Annotated in this window: 10 protein-coding genes; 3 read left to right on the plus strand and 7 right to left on the minus strand. The window is 60.2% G+C overall.

Annotated elements, in window-relative coordinates; genetic code table 11:
* Positions 1-2 precede the first annotated feature (2 nt).
* Positions 3-10490 (plus strand): non-ribosomal peptide synthetase, encoded by a 10488-nt coding sequence (locus BMH52_RS17505; protein WP_073844474.1) that lies wholly within the window; start codon positions 3-5, stop codon positions 10488-10490.
* 125 nt (positions 10491-10615) lie between these two features.
* Here the strand turns inward: BMH52_RS17505 and BMH52_RS17510 are convergent, their stop codons facing one another.
* Together BMH52_RS17510 and BMH52_RS17515 are read right to left on the minus strand one after the other, a co-directional pair.
* Positions 10616-13048 carry a TonB-dependent siderophore receptor gene (locus tag BMH52_RS17510; protein WP_014718820.1) on the minus strand — a complete coding sequence of 811 codons (2433 nt, stop codon included), beginning with the start codon at positions 13046-13048 and terminating at the stop codon, positions 10616-10618.
* Between the two features lie 118 nt (positions 13049-13166).
* Positions 13167-14819: a cyclic peptide export ABC transporter gene (locus BMH52_RS17515; protein WP_014718819.1), complete on the minus strand. Its 1653-nt coding sequence runs from the start codon at positions 14817-14819 to the stop codon at positions 13167-13169.
* Between the two features lie 202 nt (positions 14820-15021).
* Here BMH52_RS17515 and BMH52_RS17520 point away from each other — a divergent pair, with 202 nt between their 5' ends.
* The gene (locus BMH52_RS17520) at positions 15022-15849 is read left to right on the plus strand and encodes a N(5)-hydroxyornithine transformylase PvdF (RefSeq protein WP_014718818.1); all 828 of its coding nucleotides are present in this window, start codon (positions 15022-15024) and stop codon (positions 15847-15849) included.
* 50 nt (positions 15850-15899) lie between these two features.
* On the opposite strand, the gene BMH52_RS17525 is transcribed toward BMH52_RS17520, so the two are convergent.
* Genes BMH52_RS17525 through pvdM form a run of 3 tightly spaced genes read right to left on the minus strand, consistent with a single transcriptional unit; the run spans position 15900 to position 19439 of the window.
* Positions 15900-16772 (minus strand): formylglycine-generating enzyme family protein, encoded by an 873-nt coding sequence (locus BMH52_RS17525; RefSeq protein ID WP_014718817.1) that lies wholly within the window; start codon positions 16770-16772, stop codon positions 15900-15902.
* 29 nt (positions 16773-16801) lie between these two features.
* Positions 16802-18070: an aminotransferase class V-fold PLP-dependent enzyme gene (locus tag BMH52_RS17530; protein WP_072434035.1), complete on the minus strand. Its 1269-nt coding sequence runs from the start codon at positions 18068-18070 to the stop codon at positions 16802-16804.
* A gap of 19 nt (positions 18071-18089) precedes the next feature.
* Positions 18090-19439 carry a pyoverdine-tailoring dipeptidase-like protein PvdM gene (gene pvdM, locus BMH52_RS17535; RefSeq protein ID WP_019816836.1) on the minus strand — a complete coding sequence of 450 codons (1350 nt, stop codon included), beginning with the start codon at positions 19437-19439 and terminating at the stop codon, positions 18090-18092.
* A gap of 142 nt (positions 19440-19581) precedes the next feature.
* Here pvdM and BMH52_RS17540 point away from each other — a divergent pair, with 142 nt between their 5' ends.
* Positions 19582-21210, plus strand: coding sequence for a PvdJ/PvdD/PvdP-like protein (locus tag BMH52_RS17540; protein WP_073844476.1), 1629 nt, complete (start codon positions 19582-19584; stop codon positions 21208-21210).
* Between the two features lie 16 nt (positions 21211-21226).
* On the opposite strand, the gene BMH52_RS17545 is transcribed toward BMH52_RS17540, so the two are convergent.
* Complete coding sequence (locus BMH52_RS17545) at positions 21227-24994, minus strand: hypothetical protein (protein WP_073844478.1); 3768 nt, start codon at positions 24992-24994, stop codon at positions 21227-21229.
* A gap of 174 nt (positions 24995-25168) precedes the next feature.
* Positions 25169-25711: a thioesterase family protein gene (locus tag BMH52_RS17550; protein ID WP_014718812.1), complete on the minus strand. Its 543-nt coding sequence runs from the start codon at positions 25709-25711 to the stop codon at positions 25169-25171.
* Positions 25712-25806: the final 95 nt, after the last annotated feature.

A 25806-nucleotide genomic window follows, 5' to 3' on the forward strand; every position in this document is an offset into this window, starting at 1 on the left:
CCATGCTTTCCAACCCTAATATCGACCTGGTGTCGCGCTTTCTTCGCTTGCCTCTGGAGCAGCGCCAGCAGTTTTACCAGCGCCTGCAAAGCCGGGGCATGAGTTTCGCTCAACTGCCGATTGCTCCCACCCGCCACGACAGCGACACACCGACGTTGTCTTACGCCCAGGAACGCCAGTGGTTCCTTTGGCAACTGGACAAGGACAGCACCGCCTATCACATCCCAGGCGCCCTGCGTTTGCAGGGGCACTTGGACCTGGCAGCGTTGCAACGGAGTTTCGACAGCCTGCTAGCCCGGCATGAAAGCTTGCGCACGCAATTGGTCGATGACGGTCAACGCCTGTGGCAGGCAGTGATGCCGCAGGCACGGGTGCAGATCCAGCAGGCGCACGTCGACCAAGCGCAGTTGATGGCGCGGGTGGAAGAGGAGGTGGCGCGGCCGTTCGATTTGCACCAGGCCCCGTTGTTGCGTGTGACGCTGTTGCAACTGGCCGAGGATGAGCATGTGCTGGTGATGGTGCAGCACCACATCGTCTCCGATGGCTGGTCGATGCAGGTGATGGTGGAGGAACTGGTGCAGCTCTACGCCGCCCATAGCCAGGGCCATGACCTGCAACTTCCGGAGCTGCCGATCCAGTACGCCGACTACGCGCTGTGGCAACGCGGCTGGATGGAAGCCGGGGAACAGGCGCGCCAACTCGCGTATTGGCAGGCCCTGCTGGGCGGCGAGCAACCGGTGCTGGAATTGCCGCTTGACCGCCCGCGCCCGGCGCAGCAAAGCCATCGCGGTGCAAGCCTGCAGGTGCATCTGCAACCGACGCTGGTGGCGGGGCTCAAGCGCCTGGCGCAGCAAGAGGGCGTGACCGCGTTCATGCTACTGCTGGCGTCGTTCCAAGCCCTGTTGTATCGCTACAGCGGGCAGTCGGATATCCGCATTGGCGTGCCGAACGCCAACCGTAACCGTGTCGAAACCGAGCGGCTGATCGGCTTCTTTGTCAACACCCAGGTACTCAAGGCTGACCTTGACGGGCAGATGAGCTTTGCCGAGCTGCTGCAACAAACCAAACGCCGCGCCCTGGAGGCCCAGGCCCATCAGGACCTGCCGTTCGAGCAACTGGTGGTGGCATTGCAGCCTGAACGCAGCTTGAGCCATAACCCGTTGTTCCAGGTGATGTTCAACCACCAGACCGAGGCCCAGGGCGGCCGCGAAGGCCAACAGTTGCCGGGCCTGCGTGTGGTGGAACTGGACTGGGACAGCCAGACCACCCATTTTGACCTGAGCCTGGACACCCATGAATCCGCCGACGGGCTTTGGGCCGCGCTGACCTACGCCACCCACCTGTTCGACGCCGCCACCATCGAGCGCTTGGCGCAACACTGGCAACACCTGCTGCAGGCGGTGGTGAGCGCACCCCGCAGCCGCCTCTGTGAACTGCCAATAGTGGGTGCCGCTGAGCAACACAGGATGCTCCAGGACTGGAACACCCCGGCCGGTGTCACCCCCTTTGAGGCTGTACACCGGCTGTTTGAAGCCCAGGCTGATCAGCAGCCGGAACGTCAAGCCCTGGCCCTGGATGAGCAGACCCTCAGCTATGGGGAACTGAACCGTCAGGCCAACCGCCTGGCGCATTATCTGCTGGCTCAGGGCGTCGGCCCTCAAGGGCTGGTGGGGATCGCCGTGGAGCGCTCCTTTGCCATGGTGGTCAGCTTGCTCGCGGTGCTCAAGACAGGAGCGGCCTATGTGCCGCTGGACCCTGAGTACCCCCGCGAACGCCTGGCGCATATGCTTGAGGACAGTGGTGTGGGCCTGGTGTTGACCCAATCGCACCTGCATGGGCGCCTGCCGTTGCCGGCCCAGGTGCTGGCGGTGGACATCGACCGGGTCCAGGCGCAGTTGGCGTTGCGTGCCGACGATAATTTGCCGGTTGAGGTCGAGCCCCAGAGCCTGGCGTATGTGATCTATACCTCCGGCTCCACAGGCAAGCCCAAGGGGGTTGCCATCAGCCATGCAGCACTGAGTGAGTTCGCTGGCATCGCGGCGGATTACTCGCAGTTGGTTGCCCAGGACCGAGTGTTGCAGTTTGCCACCTTGAACTTCGACGGTTTCGTCGAGCAGCTGTACCCGGCGCTGACCCTTGGTGCCACCGTGGTACTGCGTGGCCCGCAGTTGTGGGACGGTGCCGAGCTGTATCGGCAGATCATTGCCCAGGGCATTACCCTGGCCGACTTGCCCACGGCCTACTGGAAGCTGTTCCTGCAAGATTGCCTGGCAGCAGGCCCAAGGACCTATGGTGCCTTGCGCCAGATCCATATCGGCGGCGAAGCCATGCCGTTGGACGGCCCGCTGTTGTGGCAGCGCGCCGGGCTCGGCCATGTGCGCTTGCTCAATACCTACGGGCCTACCGAGGCCACCGTGGTTTCCAGCGTGCTGGACTGCACTGACCCGAGCGCCGTCAGCGCCGGCGGTGCCAGCCCCATTGGCCGGGCGCTACCAGGGCGTGGCCTGTATGTGCTGGACCGTGACCTGAACCTGCTACCGCTGGGCGCCGTGGGTGAACTCTATATCGCCAGCGCCAATGGCTTGGCCCGTGCGTATTTGCAGCGGCCAGGCCTGACCGCCGAGCGCTTTGTCGCTGACCCGTTCAGCCCATCCGGCGAGCGCCTGTACCGCACCGGCGACCTGGCGCGCTATCGCGCCGATGGTGTGGTGGAGTATGTCGGGCGGGTCGATCACCAGGTCAAGGTCCGTGGTTTTCGCATAGAACTGGGTGAGATCGAAACTGTGCTGCTGGCCCAGGACAGCGTGCGTGAAGCGCTGTTGCTGGCTGCCGACAACCAACTGCTGGCCTACCTGGTACCTGCGCAGACGCTGTCTGAAACCGAGCGCGCCGAGGTGGGCGAACAGCTGATGGCCACCTTGCGCGACCACCTGCCGGACTACATGGTGCCGGCGCACCTGATCTTCCTCGAGCGCATGCCGCTCAACCCCAACGGCAAGCTGGATCGCCAGGCCCTGCCCAAGCCAGATGCCAGCGTGGAACAACAGGATTGGCGAGTGCCGGTCACCCCGTTGCAACAACAGGTGGCGGCGATCTGGGCGGCTATTTTGGGGGCCGAACGGGTGGGCTTGAACCAGCACTTCTTCGAACTGGGCGGGCATTCCTTGCTGGCGATGCAGGTGGTGTCACGCATCCGCCAGACGCTGAGCCTGGAAGTGCCGCTCAAAGCCGTGTTCGAACACCCGCGGCTGGAGGCGTTTGTCGCGGCCATGCAAGCCCAGGAGAGCTCATCGCCAACGGCGCCGGCCCTGCTGTCGGCCGGGCGCGTGCAGCCGTTGCCGCTGTCTTACGCCCAGGAGCGACAATGGTTTCTCTGGCAACTGGAACCCCACAGCGCGGCGTATCACATTCCCAGCGCGCTGCGCCTGAAAGGGCAATTGGACCTGGCTGCGTTGCAACGCAGTTTCGATAGCTTGCTGGCGCGTCATGAAAGCCTGCGCACTTATATCCGCCAGGATCACGACGGCGCGGTGCAAGTGATTGAGCCGCCAATGTCCTTGCCGATCACCCAGGCCGATGCCGATGAAGCCCAGCTCAACGCCAGGGTGCAAGCGCTGATCGCCCAGCCGTTCGACCTGCAAGAAGGCCCGTTGCTGCGTGTCACGCTGTTGCGCCTGGCCGCCGACGAGCATGTGTTGGTGTTGGTGCAGCATCACATCGTCTCTGATGGTTGGTCGATGCAGTTGGTGGTCGAGGAACTGGTGCAGTTGTATGCCGGTTACAGCCAGGGCCAGGACGTGCAGTTGCCGGCGCTGCCGATCCAGTATGCCGACTACGCCGTATGGCAGCGCAGCTGGATGGACGCCGGTGAGAAGCAACGTCAACTGGCCTACTGGCGTGAGCTGTTGGGCGGTGAGCAGAGCGTGCTGGAGTTACCGTTCGATCACCAGCGCCCGGCTGTGCAGAGCCACCGCGGCGCACGCCTGGCATTCGAGCTGACGCCGGAACTCACTCAGGGGCTCAAGGCTTTGGCCCAACAGCAGGGCGTGACCCTGTTCATGTTGTTGCTGGCATCGTTCCAGACCTTGTTGCACCGCTACAGCGGCCAGGAAGAAATACGTGTCGGCGTGCCGATTGCCAACCGCAATCGCAGCGAGACCGAGCGCTTGATTGGTTTCTTCGTCAACACCCAGGTGCTCAAGGCCGATGTGCATGGGCAGATGAGTGTCGAGCAGTTGCTGCAGCACGTTCGGCAACGCGCCCTGGAAGCCCAGGCCCACCAGGATTTACCGTTCGAACAACTGGTCGAAGCCCTGCAACCTGAGCGTAGCCTGAGCCACAACCCGCTGTTCCAGGTCATGTTCAATCATCAGACTGACGTCGGCCAGGCTCAGGTTCAGCACCAATTGCCAGGGCTGCGGGTAGAAGGCCTGGACTGGGACAGCAAGACCGCACATTTCGACCTGGACCTGGATATTCAGGAGTCCACCGAAGGTATATGGGCCACCTTGGGTTATGCCCAGGACCTGTTCGAAGCCAGCACCGTGCAACGCATGGCGCGTCACTGGCAGAACCTGCTGCAAGGTATGGTCGCCAACCCACGACAGCAGCTCAGCCAGTTGAGCCTGCTGGACGCGACCGAACAACAACAGATCCTGCAACTGTGGAACCGCACGGAGTCTGGCTTTTCGGCCGAGCGCCTGGTGCACGAATTGGTCGGCGATCGCGCCCGGCAAACCCCGGACGCAGTGGCGGTTAAATTCGACGCGCAAACCCTGACTTACGGTGAACTGGATCGCCAGGCCAACCGCCTGGCCCATGCCTTGATCGCCCGTGGCGTCGGCCCGGAAGTGCGGGTGGCCATCGCCATGCCGCGCAGTGCCGAGATCATGGTGGCGTTCCTGGCGGTGATGAAAGCCGGCGGTGTGTATGTGCCGCTGGATATCGAATACCCACGTGATCGCCTGCTGTACATGATGCAAGACAGCCGCTCGAAATTGCTGTTGACCCATTCGGCCGTGCAACACCGGTTGCCGATCCCGGACGGCCTCGAAGCCTTGGCGGTGGATCAGGTGCAAGCCTGGTCGGATTACAGCGATGCGGCCCCGACTGTGGCGCTGGACGGCGACAACCTTGCCTACGTGATCTACACCTCCGGCTCCACCGGTTTGCCCAAGGGCGTGGCGGTGTCACACGGCCCGCTGGTGGCGCATATCATCGCCACTGGCGAACGCTATGAGACCTCGCCGGCCGATTGCGAGCTGCACTTCATGTCGTTCGCTTTCGACGGCTCCCACGAAGGCTGGATGCACCCGCTGATCAACGGCGCCAGCGTGTTGATCCGGGACGACAGCCTGTGGCTGCCGGAGTACACCTACGAGCAGATGCATCGTCACAACGTGACCATGGCGGTGTTCCCACCGGTGTACCTGCAACAGTTGGCCGAACATGCCGAGCGCGACGGCAACCCGCCGGCGGTGCGGGTGTACTGCTTTGGCGGTGATGCCGTGGCTCAAGCCAGCTACGACCTGGCGTGGCGCGCGCTGAAACCCAAGTACCTGTTCAACGGCTATGGCCCGACGGAAACCGTGGTCACGCCGCTGCTGTGGAAGGCACGCAAGGGCGACCCCTGTGGCGCCGTCTATGCGCCGATCGGCACCTTGTTGGGTAACCGCAGTGGCTACGTGTTGGATGCGCAACTGAACCTGCAACCCATCGGCGTGGCCGGCGAGTTGTACCTGGGCGGCGAGGGCGTGGCCCGCGGTTATCTGGAGCGTCCGGCGTTAACCGCCGAACGCTTCGTGCCGGACCCGTTCGGCAAGCCTGGCAGTCGCGTGTATCGCAGCGGCGACCTGACCCGTGGGCGTCCGGATGGCGTGGTGGATTACCTGGGGCGTGTGGACCATCAGGTGAAGATCCGCGGTTTCCGTATCGAACTGGGGGAAATCGAAGCGCGCTTGCGTGAGCAAGCCAGTGTCGGTGAAACCGTGGTGGTCGCCCAAGAGGGGCCGACCGGCAAACAACTGGTGGCCTATGTCGTACCACTGGACCCGACGCTCCTGGATGATGCTGTCGCTCAATCCACCGGTCGCGAAACCTTGCGGCGCGCCTTGAAAACCCGCTTGCCGGACTACATGGTGCCGACGCATTTGATGTTCCTTGAGCGTATGCCGCTGACCCCCAACGGCAAGCTCGACCGCAAGGGCTTGCCGCTGCCGGATGTGAGTCAGATGCAGCAGGTGTATGTGGCGCCCGAGAGCGAGTTGGAGCAACAGGTGGCGGCCATCTGGGCCCAGATCCTGGGCGTGGAGCGTGTCGGTCTGGCCGATCACTTTTTTGAATCGGGGGGGCATTCATTATTGGCGATGCAGGTAATTTCGCGCCTGCGTCAACTGTTGGGTCGGGAAGTACCCCTCAGAACAATGTTTGAGCAACCGCGACTGCAGGGGTTTGTCGAGACCCTGTGCAACTCCCATGAATCACAGGCAAGTGTGCTTCAGATCCTGCCGGTCAGCCGTCAACAGCCGTTGGCGCTGTCTTATGCCCAGGAGCGCCAGTGGTTTCTCTGGCAATTGGATCCGCACAGTGCGGCCTACCATGTACCCAGCACCTTGCGCTTGCGTGGCTGGCTGGATCATGCGGCTTTGCAACGCAGTTTCGACAGTCTGGTAGCCCGTCATGAAAGCCTGCGAACGCAGGTACATCAGGACGAAGGGCAGGCCTTCCAGATAATCCGTGAAAACGGCACTGTGGCCATCCTTCATGAGCAGGTCAATGAGGCGGACATGCAGCGTCGGGTAGAGACCGAGATCGCGCAACCTTTCGATCTGCAGCAAGGGCCGTTGCTGCGCGTAACCTTGTTGCGCCTGGCCGAAGACGACCATGTGTTGGTGCTCGTGCAGCACCATATCGTTTCCGATGGCTGGTCAATGCAGGTGATGGTGGATGAGTTGGTGCAACTTTATGCCGCCTACAGCCAGGGCCAGGACCTGCAACTGCCGGCATTGCCGATTCAATATGCTGACTATGCCCAGTGGCAGCGTGACTGGATGACGGGTGGTGAACGCGATCGGCAAATGGGTTACTGGCAGGCTCTGCTTGGCGGTGAGCCGTCAGTGTTGGAGCTACCCCTTGATCGGCCGCGACCTTCGGTGCAGAGCTTTCGTGGTGCAAGCCTGGAGATCAAGCTTGCACCGGCACTAGTGGCGGGGCTCAAGGCCCTGGCGCAGCGTGAGGATGTCACGCTGTTCATTGTTTTGTTGGCGTCGTTCCAGGCTCTACTGCACCGCTACAGCGGGCAGCAGGATATTCGCGTGGGTGTGCCTATTGCCAATCGTAACCGGGTCGAAACCGAGCGCCTGGTAGGTTTTTTCGTCAACACCCAAGTGCTAAAGGGCGATATCGATGCGCAGCTGACGGTCACCCAGCTGTTGCAGCAGGCCAAGCACCGGGCGTTGGACGCCCAAAGCCATCAGGACTTGCCGTTCGAGCAATTGGTCGAAGCCCTGCAACCTGAACGCAGCTTGAGCCGCAATCCGTTGTTTCAGGTGCTTTTCAATCATCAGAGTCAAGCGCGTCTAGCCAGTACGAGCCAGCAACTACACGACCTGAGGATTGAAAGCTTGGAGTGGGGCACGCAAACCGCTCAGTTCGATTTGAGCCTGGACACACAGGAAACCGTCGATGGGCTATGGGCAACCCTGACTTATGCGACCGACCTGTTCGATGCCGCCACGCCCAATCGCATGGCGCGCCATTGGCAGAACCTGTTGCAGGCCATGTTGGATGACCCTCACCAGCGTGTCGCTCAGCTACCGCTATTGGAACCTCTTGAGCATCAGGTGATAGTCGAACAGTGGAACGACACGGCGCAGGATTATCGGTTGGAAGACAGCGTGCAGAGGCAGATCGAAGCGCAAGTGCGGCGCACACCGAATGCCCAGGCTTTGGTGTTTGGCGCTCAGACACTGAGTTATACGCAGTTGAATGCACGAGCCAATCGATTGGCGCACCGCTTGATCCAGGCCGGTGTCGCGCCTGATGTGTTGGTAGGTGTGGCGATGGAACGCTCCATTGAAATGGTGGTAGCACTTCTGGCTGTGCTTAAGGCAGGTGGCGCCTATGTGCCGCTGGACCCGGACTACCCGCGCGAACGCCTGGCCTACATGCTGCAAGACAGCAACGTACCGCTGCTGCTGACGCAGGCGCATTTGTTACAGGCCTTACCGGTCAGCACGCCCTCGCACTGTCTGGTGATCGAGCCCGACGATCACTGGCTGAGCGAGTATGCCGATACCGATCCTGATGTGGCCGTAGACGCGGAAAATCTCGCTTACGTCATTTACACCTCCGGTTCCACCGGCCAGCCGAAAGGGGCGGGTAACCGTCACTGTGCGTTGACCAATCGGTTGCTATGGATGCAACAGGCTTATACGCTCGGCGCCGAAGATACGGTGTTGCAAAAGACACCGTTCAGTTTTGACGTATCGGTATGGGAGTTTTTCTGGCCCTTGATGACCGGTGCACGGCTGGTGGTAGCGGCCCCTGGAGATCATCGGGATCCATCGAAGTTGGTGGAGTTGATCAATCGGCACCAAGTGACCACCCTGCATTTCGTGCCTTCCATGCTGCACGCATTCCTGCAGGATTCACAGGTGGCCAGCTGTCAGGGGTTGCGCCGTATCATCTGTAGTGGCGAAGCCTTGCCGGTGGGGGTGCAGCAACACGTATTCGCCGAGCTGCCGAATACGGGCTTGTTCAACCTGTATGGACCGACTGAGGCTGCGATTGATGTGACTCACTGGACGTGCGTCGATGAGCATCGTGACAGCGTGCCGATTGGCAGACCCATTTCCAATCTGCGCACTTACGTGCTGGATGCGCAGTTGCAGCCAGTCGCGGTGGGCGTTGCGGGCGAGTTGTACCTGGGGGGCGTCGGGCTGGCACGCAGTTACCATCGACGTCCCAGCCTGACCGCAGAGCGGTTTGTACCGTGCCCGTTCCAGCCTGGCACGCGGTTGTATCGTACCGGCGACCGGGTGCGACAGCGCAGGGATGGCGTGATCGAATACATTGGGCGCCTGGATCATCAAGTAAAACTACGCGGTTTGCGCATAGAGCTGGGTGAGATCGAGGCGCGCTTGCTGGAGCATCCACTGGTGCGCGACGCCTCGGTGCAAGTGCATGAAGGCAAGTATCTCGTTGGGTATGTGGTGCTGCAGGATTCGACACTCGCCTGGCGTGATGCACTGAGCACTCATTTATTGGCACATGTGCCGGACTACATGGTGCCTGCGCAGTGGGTACTGCTGGACCATATGCCACTGAGCCCCAACGGCAAACTGGATCGCAAGGCGTTGCCTGCGCCGGATTCAAACTTGCACGAACGGCACTTCGTCGCAGCGCGCAATACGCTGGAGCAAACACTTGTAGCCATTTGGCGCGAAGTCCTGGAGCTTGAGCAGGTGAGTGTCGAAGATAACTTCTTCGAGTTGGGCGGGCATTCGTTGCTGGTCCTGATGCTCAAGGAGCGCATCCGCAAAGCTGTTGGCGTGGAGTTGTCGGTGAGTCAGTTGATGCTCAATCCGAGCGTCGCAGGGCAGGCGGCTTGCCTTGAGGGAAGCGCTGGCAGTTCGTTGATCGTGAGGCTCAACAGTCAAAGCCGTGGAACACCGTTGTACCTGTTCCATCCCAGCTATGGCTCGGTGCATTGTTACAAGGCGATTGCCCTTGCGTTGCGTGAGCACAGGCCGGTGATGGGGGTGATGTGTCGCGCCTTGGCCGAGGAGGGCAGCGAGGTGCCTGCCTGGGCTGCAATGGTCGAGGACTACACGACGCAATTGTTGAAGGCTCAGCCCGAGGGTCCGTTCCGTTTGGCCGGTTGGTCGCTGGGGGGCAACCTGGCGATGGAAGTCGCCTATGGCCTGGAGCAGGCGGGCCGACAGGTCGAGTGTGTTGGCTGGATCGACGCATCCCCGCCGCAGTGGGTCAAGCCGTTTTGGGATACGACGGTGATGGTTGACGAAAGAGATATTTCTGCCAATGAACGGCGTGTGGAACTGTTGGAGGTGATGTTCCCTGAGTTCTCCCAGCAGATTCATGCCCACTGGTCCGAGCTGCAATGCTTAGAGGCTGCAGAAGGCGAGCAATGGACTGCATTCAGCCACTGGGCCGAGGAAACCCTGGGCTCGCGTTTTGGCGAGCTCAAGGATGAGTTGCTCAGTGGCCACGAAGCGCAGATTTCCTGGGAGGTTGACCGCATTCTCGGGCAGCGCCTGCACGATGCCGACTTCAAGGCGATCAAGGCACCGATAAGTTGCTGGTGGGCGACCTTGAGTCGTACTGGGGTACATCATCAATTGATTGAGGCGAGCATGCTGGAAGTTGCAGTGCAATCAACGATCGAGCGCTCAGTGTTGATCGAGACCAGCCATGACCGATTAATCGATAACGCAGAGTTCGTCCATAGCTTCGCTGCCGCGATGAGCTGACCAGAGGCCAATATGAAAAGCCCCCAGTCACCTTGAGCGACTGGGGGCTTTTTTATGGCCCTATCTATAATTCGGACAAACAAACCGCCCCGGGCAGTCATTGCCTCGGGGCGTCTGATCCTGCTTTAGAAGTCCCAGCGAGTGCTGAGCATGAAGTTACGGGGTTCACCATAAGCGGCAGAATTGTAGAAGCCGATGTTGGTGTAATAGGACTTGTCGAAAACGTTGTTGATGTTCAGCGTCGCCGACACGTTTTTAGTGAATTGATAACGGGTCATCAGGTCCACCAACCAGTACGCTTCTTGAGAGAACTCCTCGTAGCCACCACGGGGAGAGTTATAGATATTCTGCCAGCCTACGCTCTGCCAGCGAGCGCCACCGCCAACGGTCAACTTGTCAAGATTACCCTTGAGCTTGTAAGTGGTGTACAGGCTGACCTGGTCTTCGGGTTCGAAAGTGGAAATCTTGACGTCTTTGTCGTCACGCACAATCTTGTGCGTATAGCCAGCCTGGAGCTGCCAGCCCGGAGCCAGTTCGCCGGACATCTCCAGCTCGTACCCCTTCGTCACGGCCTGGGTGCCTTTGAACGCGTAGTTCGAGGGGGTAGGTTTCAAGTTGTTGTAGTCATCGTCCGAAACGGAACGGTTGTCTTCATGGATCTCGAAGTAGGCCGCACTGGCGTTTACACGACCATCCAGGAAGTCGGCCTTTACACCCAACTCCCAATTCTGGCCTTCGTCCGGCTCAAGCAGCTTGTTGTCCCTGTCGCGGTTATAGCTTTCTTGGGGCATGAAAATATCGGTGTAGCTGGCGTAAACCGAGTAGGTGTCATTCAGGTCGTACACCGCACCGACATAAGGTACAAAGCGTCCTGACTCGCGATAGGTAGGGTTGTAGCCGGTCACCGTGTAGTTGACTACCCGGCCACCGAGCAGCAGCTTCAGGTCGTCAGCAAGGTTCAGTCGTGTTGTCATGTACATGCCGGTCTGGCGGACGGTGTCGTCGATTTTCGATTGTGGTTTGCCCCAATCAGGTTGCGGTGCGTTGCCGTGCCAGTTATTGAAGTCCACCAGGTTGGGGGCGAGGTTCCAGTAACCATTGCCATTCCATTCCGAAGCGCTGATGGAACCGCCGAATACCAGTTCATGCTCCCTGCCTCCCAGGCTGAAGGGGCCGCTCACATACAGATCGGCGGAGTCACTGACGGTTTCACCGGTGTATTTGCCCGAAGTCAGCTGTGACTTACCATCCAATCCCGGGGTGTCACCCTGAATGGAACCCATGAGTGCGTGGTAGCCGTTGATCTTGTGATCCAGTTGCAGTTTGGTTATCCAGCCATCCCCCAGGTCGTGCTCCAACATGGCGAAGACGGTGCGGGTGTATTGCTCCCAACTGCTCCAGTCGGCCGCGTTGTTGAACGAGCGCTTGACGTCGTTGCGATTACCCTGGGCGTCGATCAATGGGAAACTGCCCGACCAGGATGAGCCTTTCGGCAGGCTGTCCTGATAATCGCCGCCGACTGTCAGCAGGGTATCGGGAGACAGGTCGAACTCCATGATGCCGTAGTAAGTCGGGCTTTTGCGCTCGTAACGGTCCATGAACGAGTGTTTGTCCTGATAGGCGGCGACGGCCCGGCCACGGATATTGCCGGTCTCGGTCAGCGGGCCACTCACATCCAACTCGCTGCGGTAGTTGTCCCACGAACCGGCACCCAGCGTGGCATGACCTTGGAACTCAGAGGTCGGCTTTTTGCGTACCAGGTTGATGGTGGCCCCCAGTGAACCAGCACCGGTCAGCAGGCCAGTCGCGCCCTTGAGTACTTCAACACGGTCGTAGATCGCCATGTCGCTCAGCGTGTTCCCCGCCGAGTAAGCCACGTTGCGTGCGGTGGAAGGGATCCCGTCATATTGGAAGTTGTTGATAGAGAAACCACGAGCGTAGTAGTTGCTGCGCTCAGTATCGAAGGCTGAAACGGTAATGCCCGGCGTGTGGCGCATCACGTCGTCGACACTGTTCAGACCAAAGTCGTCCATGTGCTGACGCGTGACCACGGTCACCGATTGCGGGGTTTCCTTGGGCGTCAGGACCAGGCGCGTTGCGGTGGCAATCGAGCCTGGCGTATAGGAGCCGGTATTCTCGGTGACGTTACCCAGCATGTTGCCAGTGACTTGCGTCGGGCTCAGCTCCAGCCCGCCACCGCTACCAGCAGCAGTGACGGTCAAGGTATTGCCATTGAGGTTATAGGTAGTCTGGCTACCGGCCAGCAATGCAGCTATGGCCTGCTGCGGCTGCATCTTGCCCTTGACGGCGGGGCTGTTCTTGCCCTGCACATCGCCCGGGCTGTAGAGCACTTGCACATTGGTCTGGCGGCCAAATTCCTGCAGTGCGCTCCCCAGCGACTGCGCAGGAATATTCAACTCGATCTCCTGGGCCTGCACATAGCCTGCAATCGGCATCGACACAGCCAACGCCAGGGTACTGGGCAAGAGGTTGATGTTCAGGGCCCGGCGCATGGATAGCGCTTTGCTCAGGGGGCTGAGACCGAGTCGTGCTGGCATGGATGCTTTCTCTTCTATGTTTTAAGTGGGCAATTCTAAGTGTTTATTGAGTTTAGTTCTCATTACCACTAGTGAGACGTTCCTACTTCGCAAAACCGGAAAAAATTATTCCGGTACTTCATGCAGGCTCCATCTCATGCACCACCTGACCGGCGCGCAGGCGCACCAAATGATCGGCGATGTCGAAATAACGGTCGTCGTGGCTGATCACGATGATGGTCTTGCCCAGGCGTTTGAGGTCCGGCAGCAGCTCGGTGTAGAAGATGCGGCGGAAGGCCGGGTCCTGGTCGGCGGCCCATTCGTCGAATACCAGTACCGGGCGCTCCTCCAGCCAGGCATTGACCAGGGCCAGGCGCTTGCGTTGGCCGGTGGACAGGTCAGTGGTGCTGAACACACCGTCCTTGACGCTGACCTTGTGCGCGATTTCCAGGCGCTCAAGGTATTGGGTGGCGCTGTCCAGGGACTGGGTGGCACTGCCTTGTACCAGGTCATCGAACAGGTAATAGTCGGAAAACACCGTGGTGAACAACTGGCGATAATCGTCGCGCGCTGGGTCGGTCACCGCTGTACCGTTGAGCAGGATCTCACCCGCCTGAGGCGGATACAGGCCCAGCAGCAATTTGATCAGGGTGGTCTTGCCGCTGCCGTTCTCGCCGACGACAAACACGATATCGCCTTGTTTGATGCTCAGGTTGATCGGCCCCAGGTGGAACGGTTGGCTGCCTTCAACCGCTGGCGGGCTGTAGCTGACGCCGCGCAGTTCGAGGCTGTTGACCACCGGCTTCGGCGCTTCACTGTCGTCCATCAACAAGTGGGGCTCGGGCGAAGAAAAGCGCTCCGACAGTTCGCTGATGCGCCCAAAGGCAATCTTCGCCTTGCCAACGACGGGCAAATAGCCCAGCAGGTGTTCCAGCGGGCCTTTCATATACAGCAGTACCAGCACGAAGCCGGTAATCACGGTGGGATCGGGGTTGGGATTGTAGGCCTGCATCGCCAGGGCCAGGCCGATGACCACGAAGAACAGCATCGAGCCAAAGGTCTTGGCCAGGATATAGATGTTGACCGAACGCACCTGGATATCGCTGATGCGGTCTGCGGTTTCCTGGATGCGGTGGGTGTTCATGCGAAACCGCCGCGGGCGGTGCATGCGCAGTTCCTTGGCGCCAGAAGCAATCGCATTGTAGTAACGCTGCAATTCATCTTCGTGGCTGCGGGCCAGATCGAAGCCCTGAATGCCTTTGCCACCGGCGATGAATTGCACGGCGCTGCCGATGATGATTGCGACCACCATCATCAGGAACATCGGCACGGACAGGTAGGCCAGGTAACCCAGGCATCCCAGGGTAACGGTGGCGGCGATGGCCAGGGGCGTGAAGGCAAAGGAAAAATCGCTGATGGTGTCCACGTCGTGGGTCAGCACCGGGATCAAGCGGTGCGAGCGATATTGCTCGATCTGCCCGATGGGCGCTGACAGCACCTTTTCACCCAGGTCCTTGCGCAGGGCGGCAATGATCCGTTGCCCGACGTAGTTGGTGCCGATGTCGGAAATGATCGAGCTGACCAGCGCCACCACGCACAATGCGGCGAAGGTCAACACCACACCCTGGGTCATGCCCCCCGCCGAATGCAGGGCATTGTTAATCGTCGCCAACAGCAAGGTAATGGCCAGGCCGCCCGCCATGCCAAGGGCGACGGACACCGTCACGATGGTGCGAAAGGGCCTGAGCAATGCGAGCAAACCTTTGAAGGCGCCGCGCTTGGGGTCGGTCATAAATACTTCCCGGAAAGTGAAAAAGAGGGGGCTGGGCACACAGACCCTTACCCATGACAAACGAAGCTGTGGCGTGACTATTTAGCGCGGCGTGCCGGGCGGTGGCAGTGGGCGATAAATTGCCCGGGGCCTGGTTCGTTCTTGTTCTGTAGGCGCACGTGTATCAATGCCGTGCGTGGCCCTTTGAGCGAGAGCGAAACACATGACGAAAAAGAACCTGGTGTATGTCTGGTCCCTGAGAAACGCCGCCGCCGACAAGGCGGGGCAACCGGTGGCCTATAAAGACCACGAGCGCTATATGAAATCGGTGCTGGAGTTTCTGGTGGGCTCGCTCAACGACACGTCGCTGGGCGAGGCTTACAACCTCGTAGGCGTGGTGTATGACGACGATGAGCACAACCCGCGGGACCAGCAGTTGGTGGCGGACTATGGCTTTGCTTACCAGCCGGGTCGCCAGTGGTTGTACCCGGCGGATTTGCGTGTGCAAGGCACGTTGGTCAATGACCTGCTGCTCAGCGTGCCGTCGACCTATCGTCGCCTGCCACGGGGCAGCGCCGAACATGTCGCCGGCAAGCAGGATTTCGAGCGTCGGCTGCATGACACCCTGGTGGAGTTGAAGGCTGACATCGTGGTGCTGGATGGTTTGCTGGTGATCCTCGACGAACTGGTGCGCCCGGGTGCGCCGTTTGCACGGCGCATCATGAACATTCATCCGGGCATCACCCGCCTCGAGTCGCCTTACGAACGCCGTGGGGCGTACGCCACCTGGAATGCGCTGTACGGCGCACGTGGGCAGGCGATTACCGACTGGGCAACCAAGGCGACTCAGGCGTGCGAGCCGTTGTATTGGACCGGTGCGTCATTCCACTACGTGGATAACGGCATCGACTCGGGAGAGGTGTTCCACGACGTGCTCAAGACCGAGATTTCGCCCGAGGACACCATCCTTGAGCTGCGCTGGAACAACTTCAACAACAGCCTGTTCCCGGCATTGCATGAAGGCTTGGAGCTGTTGGCCAAACAAGGCTGAACCCTGTAGGAGCGAGCAAGAACTAGGCGTCCCCTCGCTCCTACAAGGTATTAGAGTTCGCGTACTACCCGGAACCCAATCCAATCCCCCCGTGTTTGCGGGTAGATGTTGTTGCGATTGCCCGAGCGTGAAAACACCGGCGCCTCGCCCCAGTCATTGCCGCGAATCTGGTAGGCCTCGCAGTTGGGCTCCACCCAGGCACTGCCATCAGTTGGCGCGCCGACGTAGTTCGGATGCTCGCAATCAGCCACCCGCTCATACACATTGCCGTGCATGTCATACATGCCAAAGGCATTCGGTGGGTAGCTGCCCACGGGCGACGAATAGCTGTAGCCGTCCGCCGGACCGTAGGTGTTGGCGTGCTGGGCGATGCTGTAGCCCTTGCCTTCGTCGAACGGGAAGGGGAACGGGCCGGTGGTGCCGGCGCGGGCGGCGTATTCGCGTTGGGCTTCGCTGACCATTTGGTACGTGTGCCCGGTCTTCTTCGACAGCCAGCTCACGTACTGCTTGATGTCGTCCATGTCCATGCACACCGCCGGCTGACGTGGCCCCTGGGGGTAGCGCGGCTTGCTGGCGATGCATTCGCGGCCGGGGCGGTCGTCGCCATTGGCGATCTTGACTCCGGTCTGGCGCACGTAGCTGTCCCATTCGCCGGCGGTGATGTGGAAGCGGCTCATGGCGAACGGCTTGGCGAAGGTCACGGCATGCATGGGGCCTTCGTCGGGCTCGCGGCCCACTTCGTCTTCCGGGGTACCCATGGTGAAGGTGCCGGCGGGCAGCACCACCATTTCCGGGCAGTCCTTGCAGTCTTTGAAGACCTTGCCCGGTTGTGGGGCGGCGGCATGGGCCAGGCCGGGCAGCAGGGCGCCGCACAGGGCGGTGAGTGCCAGTGCGGTGAGCGGTTTGAGTCGGGATGGCGTCATGGAGGCGTCTCGTTCAAAGGGAAAAGGGGTCATAACCGCTGGCTCAGCAGGGTCATGAAGCGCTGGATCTCATCGGAGTTGTTAAGCAGGCCCGGCGAGGTGCGAATCACCGGGCCAACGTCACGCTCCACCGCGTCCACCACCACGCGGTTTTTCATCAGGTAGGCCGCGACGGCATCGCTGTCCCGGTTCTTGACCCGAAAGAAGGTGAATCCGGCTGACAGCTCGGGGCTGCGCGGTGTCACCAGTTCGATCTGCGGGTGGGCCAGCAGTTGGTCCTTGAGTTCGGTATTGAGGGCATGGATACGTGCCTGCACCGGCGCCTTGCCCAGTTGCAGGTGCAACTTGAAGGCTTCGTCGGCGGCCCAGCGATGTTCGAAGGCGTGGTAGCCGCCGGGCGTCATGGTCGTGGCGAAGTTTTTGTCTTCGGAGAAGGTCGGAATCATCGGTGTGACGTATTTGTTTTCGGTCTCGCGGGCGCACACCAGGCCGGTGCCCCGCGGGCCGAACATCCACTTGTGGGTGCCAGCGATGAAGAAGTCGCAGTGCATAGCGGGGAAGTCGAGGTCTTCCACGCCGAAGCCGTGCACACCATCGACGATATAGAGCAGGCGGTCCGGCTCGTCGCGGTTGCGGTTGTGTTCGTCCACCAGCTTGCCGATCTCACCGATGGGCAGTTTTACGCCGCTGCCGGATTGCACCCAGGTCATGCCCAGTACACGGGTGTTGGGGCGAATGTTGCGCTGGATATTGCCCAGCACTTCATCGGCCGAGACCTGATTGGGGTTTTTGAACAGGCGTATCTTGCGAACCTGGGTCTGCTCCTTGCGTACCCGGAAGTCCAGGCTGAACTCGGTAGCGTAATGCTCATGCACCGTGGTGAGGATTTCCTGGTCGGCGCGCACCTTGATCCCGCCATAGATCATCGCCAGCCCTTCGGACGTGCTGCCGGTCAGGGCGATCTGCGCTGGCGTGGCGTTCAGGTAGCGGCCGGCCCACTCGCGTACCTGGCCTTCACGCTTCCAGGTTTCCTGCAGGTCCCAGTCCATGGCCAGGCCAGGGTTACGGTCGATCTGTTGGCGGTAGCGTTCGATGGCCTCGCGCACGGGCCTGGGGTGCGAGGCCACCAGGAAGTTGGAAAAATGCAGGTAATTGGGGTCCTGGTTGAACAGTTGTTTCAATCCCGTCCATGGGTCGTTCGTGGCGGCGGCTACTGCCTGAGGCAGCAACGCGGTGCCCAGCGGCAGGCTCGCGGCAAAGACGCCGGCCTGCTTGAGAAATGTACGGCGGTCGGTCATGGACTTACTTCGTGAGTAGTTAGCGGTTGGCCAAGGGTTTGGCGGCTTTTTGGACCTGGTCCCACACCCGCAGGAAGTTGCCTCCCCACAGCTTGGCGATATCGGCTTCGGAGTAGCCGCGCTGGATCAGTTCGGCGGTGACGTTGCGCACCTCGCCGACGTTCTCCCAGCCCTGGAGGCCGCCGCCGTCGTTGAAGTCCGAGGCAATGCCGACATGATCGATGCCGATCTTGCGCACGGTGTAGTCGATGGCGTCGCCGAGGTCCTTGAGGGTGGCCTTGGGCTCTTCCTCGAGAATGCCGTACAGCGCGCTGGCGTATTGGCCGAAGCGTTGCTCGGGCCAGGCGGCAATGATTGCATCGCCGGGCATCAGGGCCATGGCCAGATTCGGCAGTGGCGGCAGGTCGAACCGTGCGCGCAAGGTATTGAGCTTGTCCTGGGTCGGCTGGCTCAAGGGGCGCAGGTAGGCGGGGAAGCCCACCACCTGCACCACGCCGCCACTGTTCTTGATCAGTTGCAGTTCCTTGTCGCTGAGGTTGCGCGGGATATCCACTGACGCCCGAGGCGCCGAATGGGACGCCACCATCGGCGTGCGGCTCAACTGCGCGACCTGCTCCAGGGCCTTGGTCGACATCTGCGACACGTCGATGATCACCCCCAGGTCATTGAGGCGATGCACCGCTTGCTGGCCGATCGGCGACAGGCCTTCAAGGGCGTCGGGGGAGTCATTGAAAAACGGCAGCGGGCGCGACGAGTCGGACCAGGCGTTATTGCCGATGTAGCTGAACCCGAACATGCGCATGCCGCGTGCGGCCCACAGGTCCAGCTGGTTCAGGTCATTGCCCAGGGGGTAGGCGTTGAGCATGCTGATAAAAATCGCGAACTTGCCTTCGCCGTGCAAGCGGCGCATATCGTCCGGGGTGTAGGCGATGCCCACCTGGTTGGGAAAGTCGCGCACCATGCCGGAGATGATCTTATAGCGCACCTCCTGCTCGTGGCGGGCCTCTTCGACAAAACCATCGGTGGGTTTGTGCGGAGCGTTATCGCCGTTCCAGATTTCCGGCCAGCCGAAGATCGTCAGCGCGGCGCCCGACAATCGGCCGCGGGCGGCCTTGGCCAGGTCGAACTGGCCGCTGCCATCCTTGTCGGCCTCATTGCCCGCCGTGCCGAAATCCAGGGGCAGGGTGATGTGGCTGTCAAATGACAACAGGCGATCCTGCATTTCATTGGCCTGCTTGATCACCTCCAGCGGGTAGCCGGCGTTGCCCTTGAACCACTGATCCCAGACCAGCAAGCCAGCCCCGGCGCCGATAGCCAGGGCCAGCGGCAGGCCGATATACAGCGCCTTTTTCGAACGTGATTTTGTCATTGCCATCTCAGTCAGTTGAGGCCTTTGCTATCAGGGAAGGACGAGCGATGACGGGGGAAATTTAGGTGGCGGGGGCAGGGCGGTAAATTTCATCGGGTTGCAAACGTTCTAGCTCTGATCAAGCCGTTTCCTAAGGTAGCCAATGACAATCTCTCGACGTGGGTTCATCGCAGGCCTGGCGCTGACCGGTGCAGCGGTGCCCGCGGCCTTTTATGCCCATCGCGAGTTGACACGGGAAGACGAGTTTCCCATCACCCCCGGCGAAGCCACGGTCGACCTGGCCGACATCCAGGGCCAGCATCTGGCGAACACCCTGCGGGGCGTCTGGAGCCTGCGCCTGGAAGGCCGCGATGCGGGCCTTGCGGGCCTGCCGCTGCATGGCCTGGAGTTGCTGCTGGACATCGCTCCCCGTGGGCGTGGCCTGCGCGGTTACCTGGATACCGCCGAGCAGCTGCGCGCTGAAGGCGAACCGCGCTACCGCGTCTTGGGCGACCTGCTGACGGGCGAGGGCGCCGTGCTCTATTGGCGCTTGATCGACCGCGATTCCGCCGGCGCCGTGCCGGCCTATGAATTCAAAATGACCCTGGATGAAGTCTGGGCCGATTTCGGCAATGCCGGCAGCGCCACCCTCAGCGGGCACATCCTCGATCTTGAGCGGCCCTTGGCGCTGCCCGAACGTGACAACCGTTTTATCGCCCACAAACAACTGTTCCCCGAAGCCCGCCAGCGCATCGGCCTTAACCCCACCTTGCTGGCCTGGCTGGTTTCCCCCGAGCATCGGCTGTTTCACCAACTGTGGCACGCCACCCGCGATCAGTGGCACAAGCTCTCCGAAGAAAAACGCGAGGCCCTGCGTGGCATCGGCTGGCAACCGGGGCCCCGTGGCCAGGAACGCGACGCCCGCGGCAAGCGCAAGGACCGCAATGGGTCGGGCATCGACTTCTTCTTCATGCACCGCCACATGCTCGGCACCGCACGTTCCATGCAGGACTTGCCCTCCTGGCCGCAATTTCCCGAGCCGCAACCGCCGTTGGAGCGCGATCGCCTGGGCTTTGTACGCTACTTTGACAACCACGACGGTTTCGCCCTGCCGCCCTGTTGGTCAGCGCCGGATGATGCCGACTACACCCAGTGGGTCAGCGATATCAAGGCCGCCGAGACCTACCACAGCAATTTCCAGGTGTGGGAATCCCAATACCGCGACCCGCGTTACCTGGCCAAGTTGAGCCTGGGCCAGTTGGGCTCGGAAATGGAACTGGGCCTGCACGACTGGCTGCATATGCGTTGGGCCTCGGTGCCTCGCGACCCGTCCAACGGCGCCCCGGTACCCTTCGCCCGTGACCCCGCGGACTTTTCCCCACGTTGGTATTCGCCGGAGAACGACTTTCTTGGCGACCCGTTTTCATCCCACGTAAACCCGGTGTTCTGGCATTTCCACGGCTGGATCGATGACCGCATCGAAGACTGGTTTCGCGCCCACGAACGCTTCAACCCTGGCGAGGTGAACCGCCTGGAAGTCAACGGCATAGCCTGGTTTGCACAGGGCCGCTGGGTTGAAGTAGGCGACCCTTGGCTGGGACCGGACACCCATGGCTGCAGTACCACACCGGGACTGCAACAAGGGCGTTCGATGGAAATGGATCCGGAAGTCATGAAGCTGGCCCTGCGCATTACCTTCGGCGCCGATGAGGAGGTGCTCAAGGGCTTGTTCAAACGTGTACCACGACGGCCTTGGTACGCGCGCCATTTGAAAATCACGCGTACGCTGTAAAGGCGCTGGAGGCGTTCTAGGTTATGGCTATCTCTGCCCTATACAGGCCGCTGACACTTCGAGGATCACCCATCTTATTGATCAGGTATAACTCGTTGAATTCAGAAACGATGTAGCCATCGGCCCTTTTGAGCGGCTGGAATAAGTGGCTGGTCTGTCCACTATTGAGCGCACGTTCCATGCCACTGCGCATGGCGGCCTCAGTGGGAAATTTGGCGAGCCCAAAGTTGGGGTCATAGTAGAACCAGGTCTTATGGCCGTTTATGACTCTGACGCCGGCTGTGACGCCATGCTTCGAATTGCTGATCAACAAGGCTTTGGAGGTGGTGGCGGTTGCCAACTCCGAGATAATCTTGTCGTACGTGGCATGGCGGGTGAGCTGCCCGGAGTGAAAGTCATTTGTGAGGGTGTGCTGGAATTTCTCCAGGCTGTCGCGGAATCGCTCAGTATTGGGATGCTTGGGGTGCGCCATACTGATAAAGAAATTCTTGATCAGGGTATCTTCCGCGTTTTCGAGAATGGCCAGTGCCATACCATTCGACAACGCCGCACAGTCTCCCTTGGACGTAAGGTTGACCTGGCTCAGGTAGAAGCCTTGCGGCATGGCGATCACCGCGCCACCCGCTGCGGTCATGTCATCAATGAATTTTCTGCTGCTCGTGAAGCTGGCCTCCATCGCTCGGCGTTGCATATGCTTGAAAAGCGCCCCGAGGTCGGCAGGTGTCAGGTTCGGGTTCAATATCAATTCGCGCAGTTGGTGCATTTTCATTGTCGGCGAGAAGCCGTCGATCCCGTCCGGAGTCCCCCTTGCGAACGCCTCTTCAAACTGCAATTGTTCTGGCGTCGCGGGCTTGCCGGGCAATGGCTTTGTGGGCGGAATGAGTTTTTCGTAGAGTGTTTTGACTTTGCCTGGCAGCGCCTCCAGCTCGTCGATACGCCTGGACAGGCTACCCAGTACCTCGGGTGACGCGGTGGCGTCCGTGGCCAGTTTTTTCAACTGAGTGATGCCCAGCTCTGCTGAATAGCCAGAAACGCTGGCCGGGGCGAGCGTGTTGTACCCCTGATTGAATGCCGCGTGGCCTGTGGTGGTTGCTTTTGCTGCGTCAACTGCGTCGTTGAAGGCCTCCGGTATGGGTATGCCGGGTTTTGCCGGGTTGAACCAGTTGGCGACCCACTCGCTGAGGGTGCCGTTGATTTCACCCTGGGTTGCCAGGACTCTGGGCGTGAAGCCATTCACCGGCGTGCCGTAGGGTTGGCGGGTGATGGGGTCGTAGTGGTGCCACTGATCGTTTTTGAATACCACAACACTATCAACCGAGCGCCCGCCGGAGGTGATCGAACCGAGCAATGCATTGCCATGCTCCTGGCTGATAGCCTTCAACCAATCATGGGCTTTATCCGTGTTTCGTATGTTGGCCAGCCACGCGGTGCTTTTGGTCAACCCTTTGCTCAGCAGGTTTGCGCCGCCAATGGCCAGGTCAGCCAGCCCGTCCAGAGGGTTGAAGTTGCTCAAGGTGACCATGCCGATGACTTTGCCCGTTCGCGCGACCTTGGTGGCAAGGGATGCGGCACTGCCGGCGACCTTGGTGAGTTTGCCGATATTGGCCGCGCCCGCTGTGAGAAAGCCAAACACATCCAGGGCCAAGTCAAACCCGCCCTCGACGTTGTTGCCTTTTTTAAAGTTTTCAATTGCCGAGCGGAAAGGAATCAAGTTCATGAAGAAATCGTTTACCTGATTGATTTTCTCGTTCGCCAGGTCCTGGGTCGTCTGCCCTCTGGCGTATTTCTTGATATCCGGGTCATCGAGATTGAAATGCTCAACGAAGGCATCAGCAATGTCTTGCGTGCGGTCGGTAGCAAAACTATCAATAGCTGCGTCCGTTGCGCCGGCGCGTTCGTTTGCGTGGTCGGCACTGACGCTTTTGGGGACGAACACGCTGGTGTTGAACGCTACATTCGCCTCCCTGGATTCACGTTCTTTCAGCGCCCACATTTCAATGGGCACGATTTCGCCTTTGGTCGGGTCGATACGGTAGCCGCTGGATTGCCCGTCGCGTTCAATTTTCACCAGAAGGTTTTTTTCATACACCGGGTCGGACTTGCTCCAGAAACCCAACTCAGTGGACGAGTTTCGATAATACGTAACTTTGCCGTACTCAAAGTTTCTACGGTCTTCCAGGGGGAGCTGCGCGATCAGGTGTTTGACCGTCGTGGCGAGGGCGATCTTTTTCTTCTTGATTGTTTCCTCAAAGCGCTTTTCGAAGTTATCGCTCACACCAAATCGGTAGCGGGCGTTCAAGTCGTTGATCGGTACACGTTTGTTCGCGGCTTCAAAGAGATAGGGCAATCTCAGATCCATCATTGCGATGTCGAGCATCGAATGCAGGCCGGGTAGCCATGTGTGTGCCTTGTTCTGCCCTCTGCGCGGAATGTTGCTGGTCTTGATCAGTTTTTGTTTGAACAGATCACCCAGGTCGCCATACCGTTCCACCAGTACGGCCATGGCCATCTTTTCTCGGGTGGGCAGTTCCAGATCCAAGGCGGCAGAGGCGCCTAGCATGTCCTGCTGTCGGGCTGTGAAGGTGGTTTTCAGGGTTTCCAGCTCTTGCACGGTGTATTGCGTGTCGTCCTTGCGGGCAATTACGTTATGGCAAACCCCCCAATCTACCAGCGCTGCTGTACGAGCCTGCGCAGCCGCCTCGGGTTGCGCCAGCCTTGCATGTTCGCCTTCCTGCATCACTTGGGCAAACGTCATGTTCGGGACTTTCCCCGGCGTACTCGCTTCAATGCTCGCCACGGTAATGACCAGGTTCAGCCAGGCTGGGCTGCCGTGCCTCACGGAGGGCGGTATGTCTTTGATCAGGTAAACAGGGGCCTTCTTGGCCAGCAACACATACGCAGCCACTTTGGACAGCACAGGGCTGATCCTGCCACTGTCGACCAAATGCTTGCTCAACGTATCCAGCACTGTAGACGCGGGTTTGCCCCAGTGGCGCGCGTGCGCCAGGTCAAACCCCGCCACGTTATTACGTTGAGGGGCGGTAATGGATTCGGGGTCCAGTTGCAACTGAATGGCAGCCATCAGGTAGTCGGTGGCGCTGTTGGCAGTGGCGATACCGCCGGATTGCTCCTGCAGGTGTTTACCCAGCGTTTGGCCTGCGGAGGAACTGAGCAGGGCCTCCAGTGCTTGCGCGGGGTCACTTTGTACCTCGGGGGTTAGCGGGTGCTGGGCCAGCAAGGCATCCAGGGCGTTCAGGTAGTCAGACCTCATGGAGATAATGCGTAGTCGGCTCTGCTCAGCCTGGCTCAGGGGTATTGACCACGACAACGCGCCACCAAAATTACCCATCGGCTGCGTCAGGGCTTCCTGTTTCACCGTCTTTATCAGCTCGGTCAGCGAAAGTTGGGTGGTAGGTATCGGCCAGCCCTTGGCCCTGATAAAGCTCTCCAGTGTCGCGCCTTCACTGGGGCGCACAGGGAACGATGAGTCAGGATGAATATCCAGGGGGGCTCTCAAGGCAGCCAGTATCGCTTGAGGCGTGGTGTTCACATCCAATTGCTTCGCGATGTCTCCGAGTTTCGTGGTCAGCGTTTGCAGGTCGTGTCTGTCGCCGAACCCTTCCTTGTAGGTTTTCGGTGCAGGCGCGTGCGTGGCGCCAGCCAAGGCAGGGGGAGTGGTTAGCGGCTCGATCAGCGGTGGCTGGCGAGGTGGCCCATCGGGCTTGGTAGAGTGGAAAGGGACGTCATACCAGTGGGGGTTGGCTTGCTTGGTCGTACTGAGCATGGGCGGGGACCTGTAAGGCGAATATCCAATAGGCAAGTTTCCTGAGGAGTGCGTCTGAATTTCAGACGCATTGTTGGGTGAAGGAAAAAGCTGCGAGAGTTCCGCTCGGGCAAAGGATGGAGTGTGACCAATAGCGACATGCGGTTAGTCGCGTTTCGGTGGTCTGGACACCCTTCAGGCTCGCTCTTGTTCCCGTAATTGCGCACTCATCTCATCGCAACTGCATGACCAGTCGCTGAGCCATTGCGGCATCGGCGGCGAGGTGTCGTCCAACCCCAGCTCGCGGACGAACTCGGAAGGGGGCAGGGTGCCCTTGGCGGAGCGAAACAAACCACGCATCACCACCACGCCGACCACTCGCCCATTGCTGACGAAACGGTGCTCCATCAGGTTCCACTTGTGGTCCCAGCCGAGAATGCGAGTGTGCACTTCGAATGCTTCGAACAGCTTCAATTCCCGGCGAAACTTGCCCCAGGTATCGCCGACTATCGGCATGGCCTTGTGGCGCAGGGCCACGCGAAAGGCGCCGGTGCGCAGCACAAAATCCATGCGCGCCACGTCGGCCAGGGTGAAATATCGGCCATTGGTGACATGCCGGTTCAGGTCCAGATCCAGGGGCCAGACCCGCATGCGCACCACTGTGGTGGCCAGGCCATGGACCGGTTTGCGCCAGGGGCGGCGCAACAGCATATGCAGTAATCGAAACCAGAGATTCATAAAGACGCCAGACAGTTGATCAATGGCTGCACTGTACGGAGCCGGAATCGGCTAAGGTAGATGCGTAAATGACTTATTACATGCGAAAAGTGCAA

This window comes from Pseudomonas sp. BTN1, from assembly GCF_001907715.1.
GTDB classification, from domain to species: Bacteria; Pseudomonadota; Gammaproteobacteria; order Pseudomonadales; family Pseudomonadaceae; genus Aquipseudomonas; species Aquipseudomonas paracarnis.

Bases quoted from the DNA above. Each gene is read 5' to 3' on its own strand.
- BMH52_RS17510 (WP_014718820.1), bottom strand. From the start codon at position 13,048: ATGCCAGCACGACTCGGTCTCAGCCCCCTGAGCAAAGCGCTATCCATG.
- BMH52_RS17545 (WP_073844478.1), bottom strand. From the start codon at position 24,994: ATGCTCAGTACGACCAAGCAAGCCAACCCCCACTGGTATGACGTCCCT.
- BMH52_RS17525 (WP_014718817.1), bottom strand. From the start codon at position 16,772: ATGACGCCATCCCGACTCAAACCGCTCACCGCACTGGCACTCACCGCC.
- BMH52_RS17540 (WP_073844476.1), top strand. From the start codon at position 19,582: ATGACAATCTCTCGACGTGGGTTCATCGCAGGCCTGGCGCTGACCGGT.
- BMH52_RS17515 (WP_014718819.1), bottom strand. From the start codon at position 14,819: ATGACCGACCCCAAGCGCGGCGCCTTCAAAGGTTTGCTCGCATTGCTC.
- BMH52_RS17505 (WP_073844474.1), top strand. From the start codon at position 3: ATGCTTTCCAACCCTAATATCGACCTGGTGTCGCGCTTTCTTCGCTTG.
- pvdM (WP_019816836.1), bottom strand. From the start codon at position 19,439: ATGACAAAATCACGTTCGAAAAAGGCGCTGTATATCGGCCTGCCGCTG.
- BMH52_RS17530 (WP_072434035.1), bottom strand. From the start codon at position 18,070: ATGACCGACCGCCGTACATTTCTCAAGCAGGCCGGCGTCTTTGCCGCG.
- BMH52_RS17550 (WP_014718812.1), bottom strand. From the start codon at position 25,711: ATGAATCTCTGGTTTCGATTACTGCATATGCTGTTGCGCCGCCCCTGG.
- BMH52_RS17520 (WP_014718818.1), top strand. From the start codon at position 15,022: ATGACGAAAAAGAACCTGGTGTATGTCTGGTCCCTGAGAAACGCCGCC.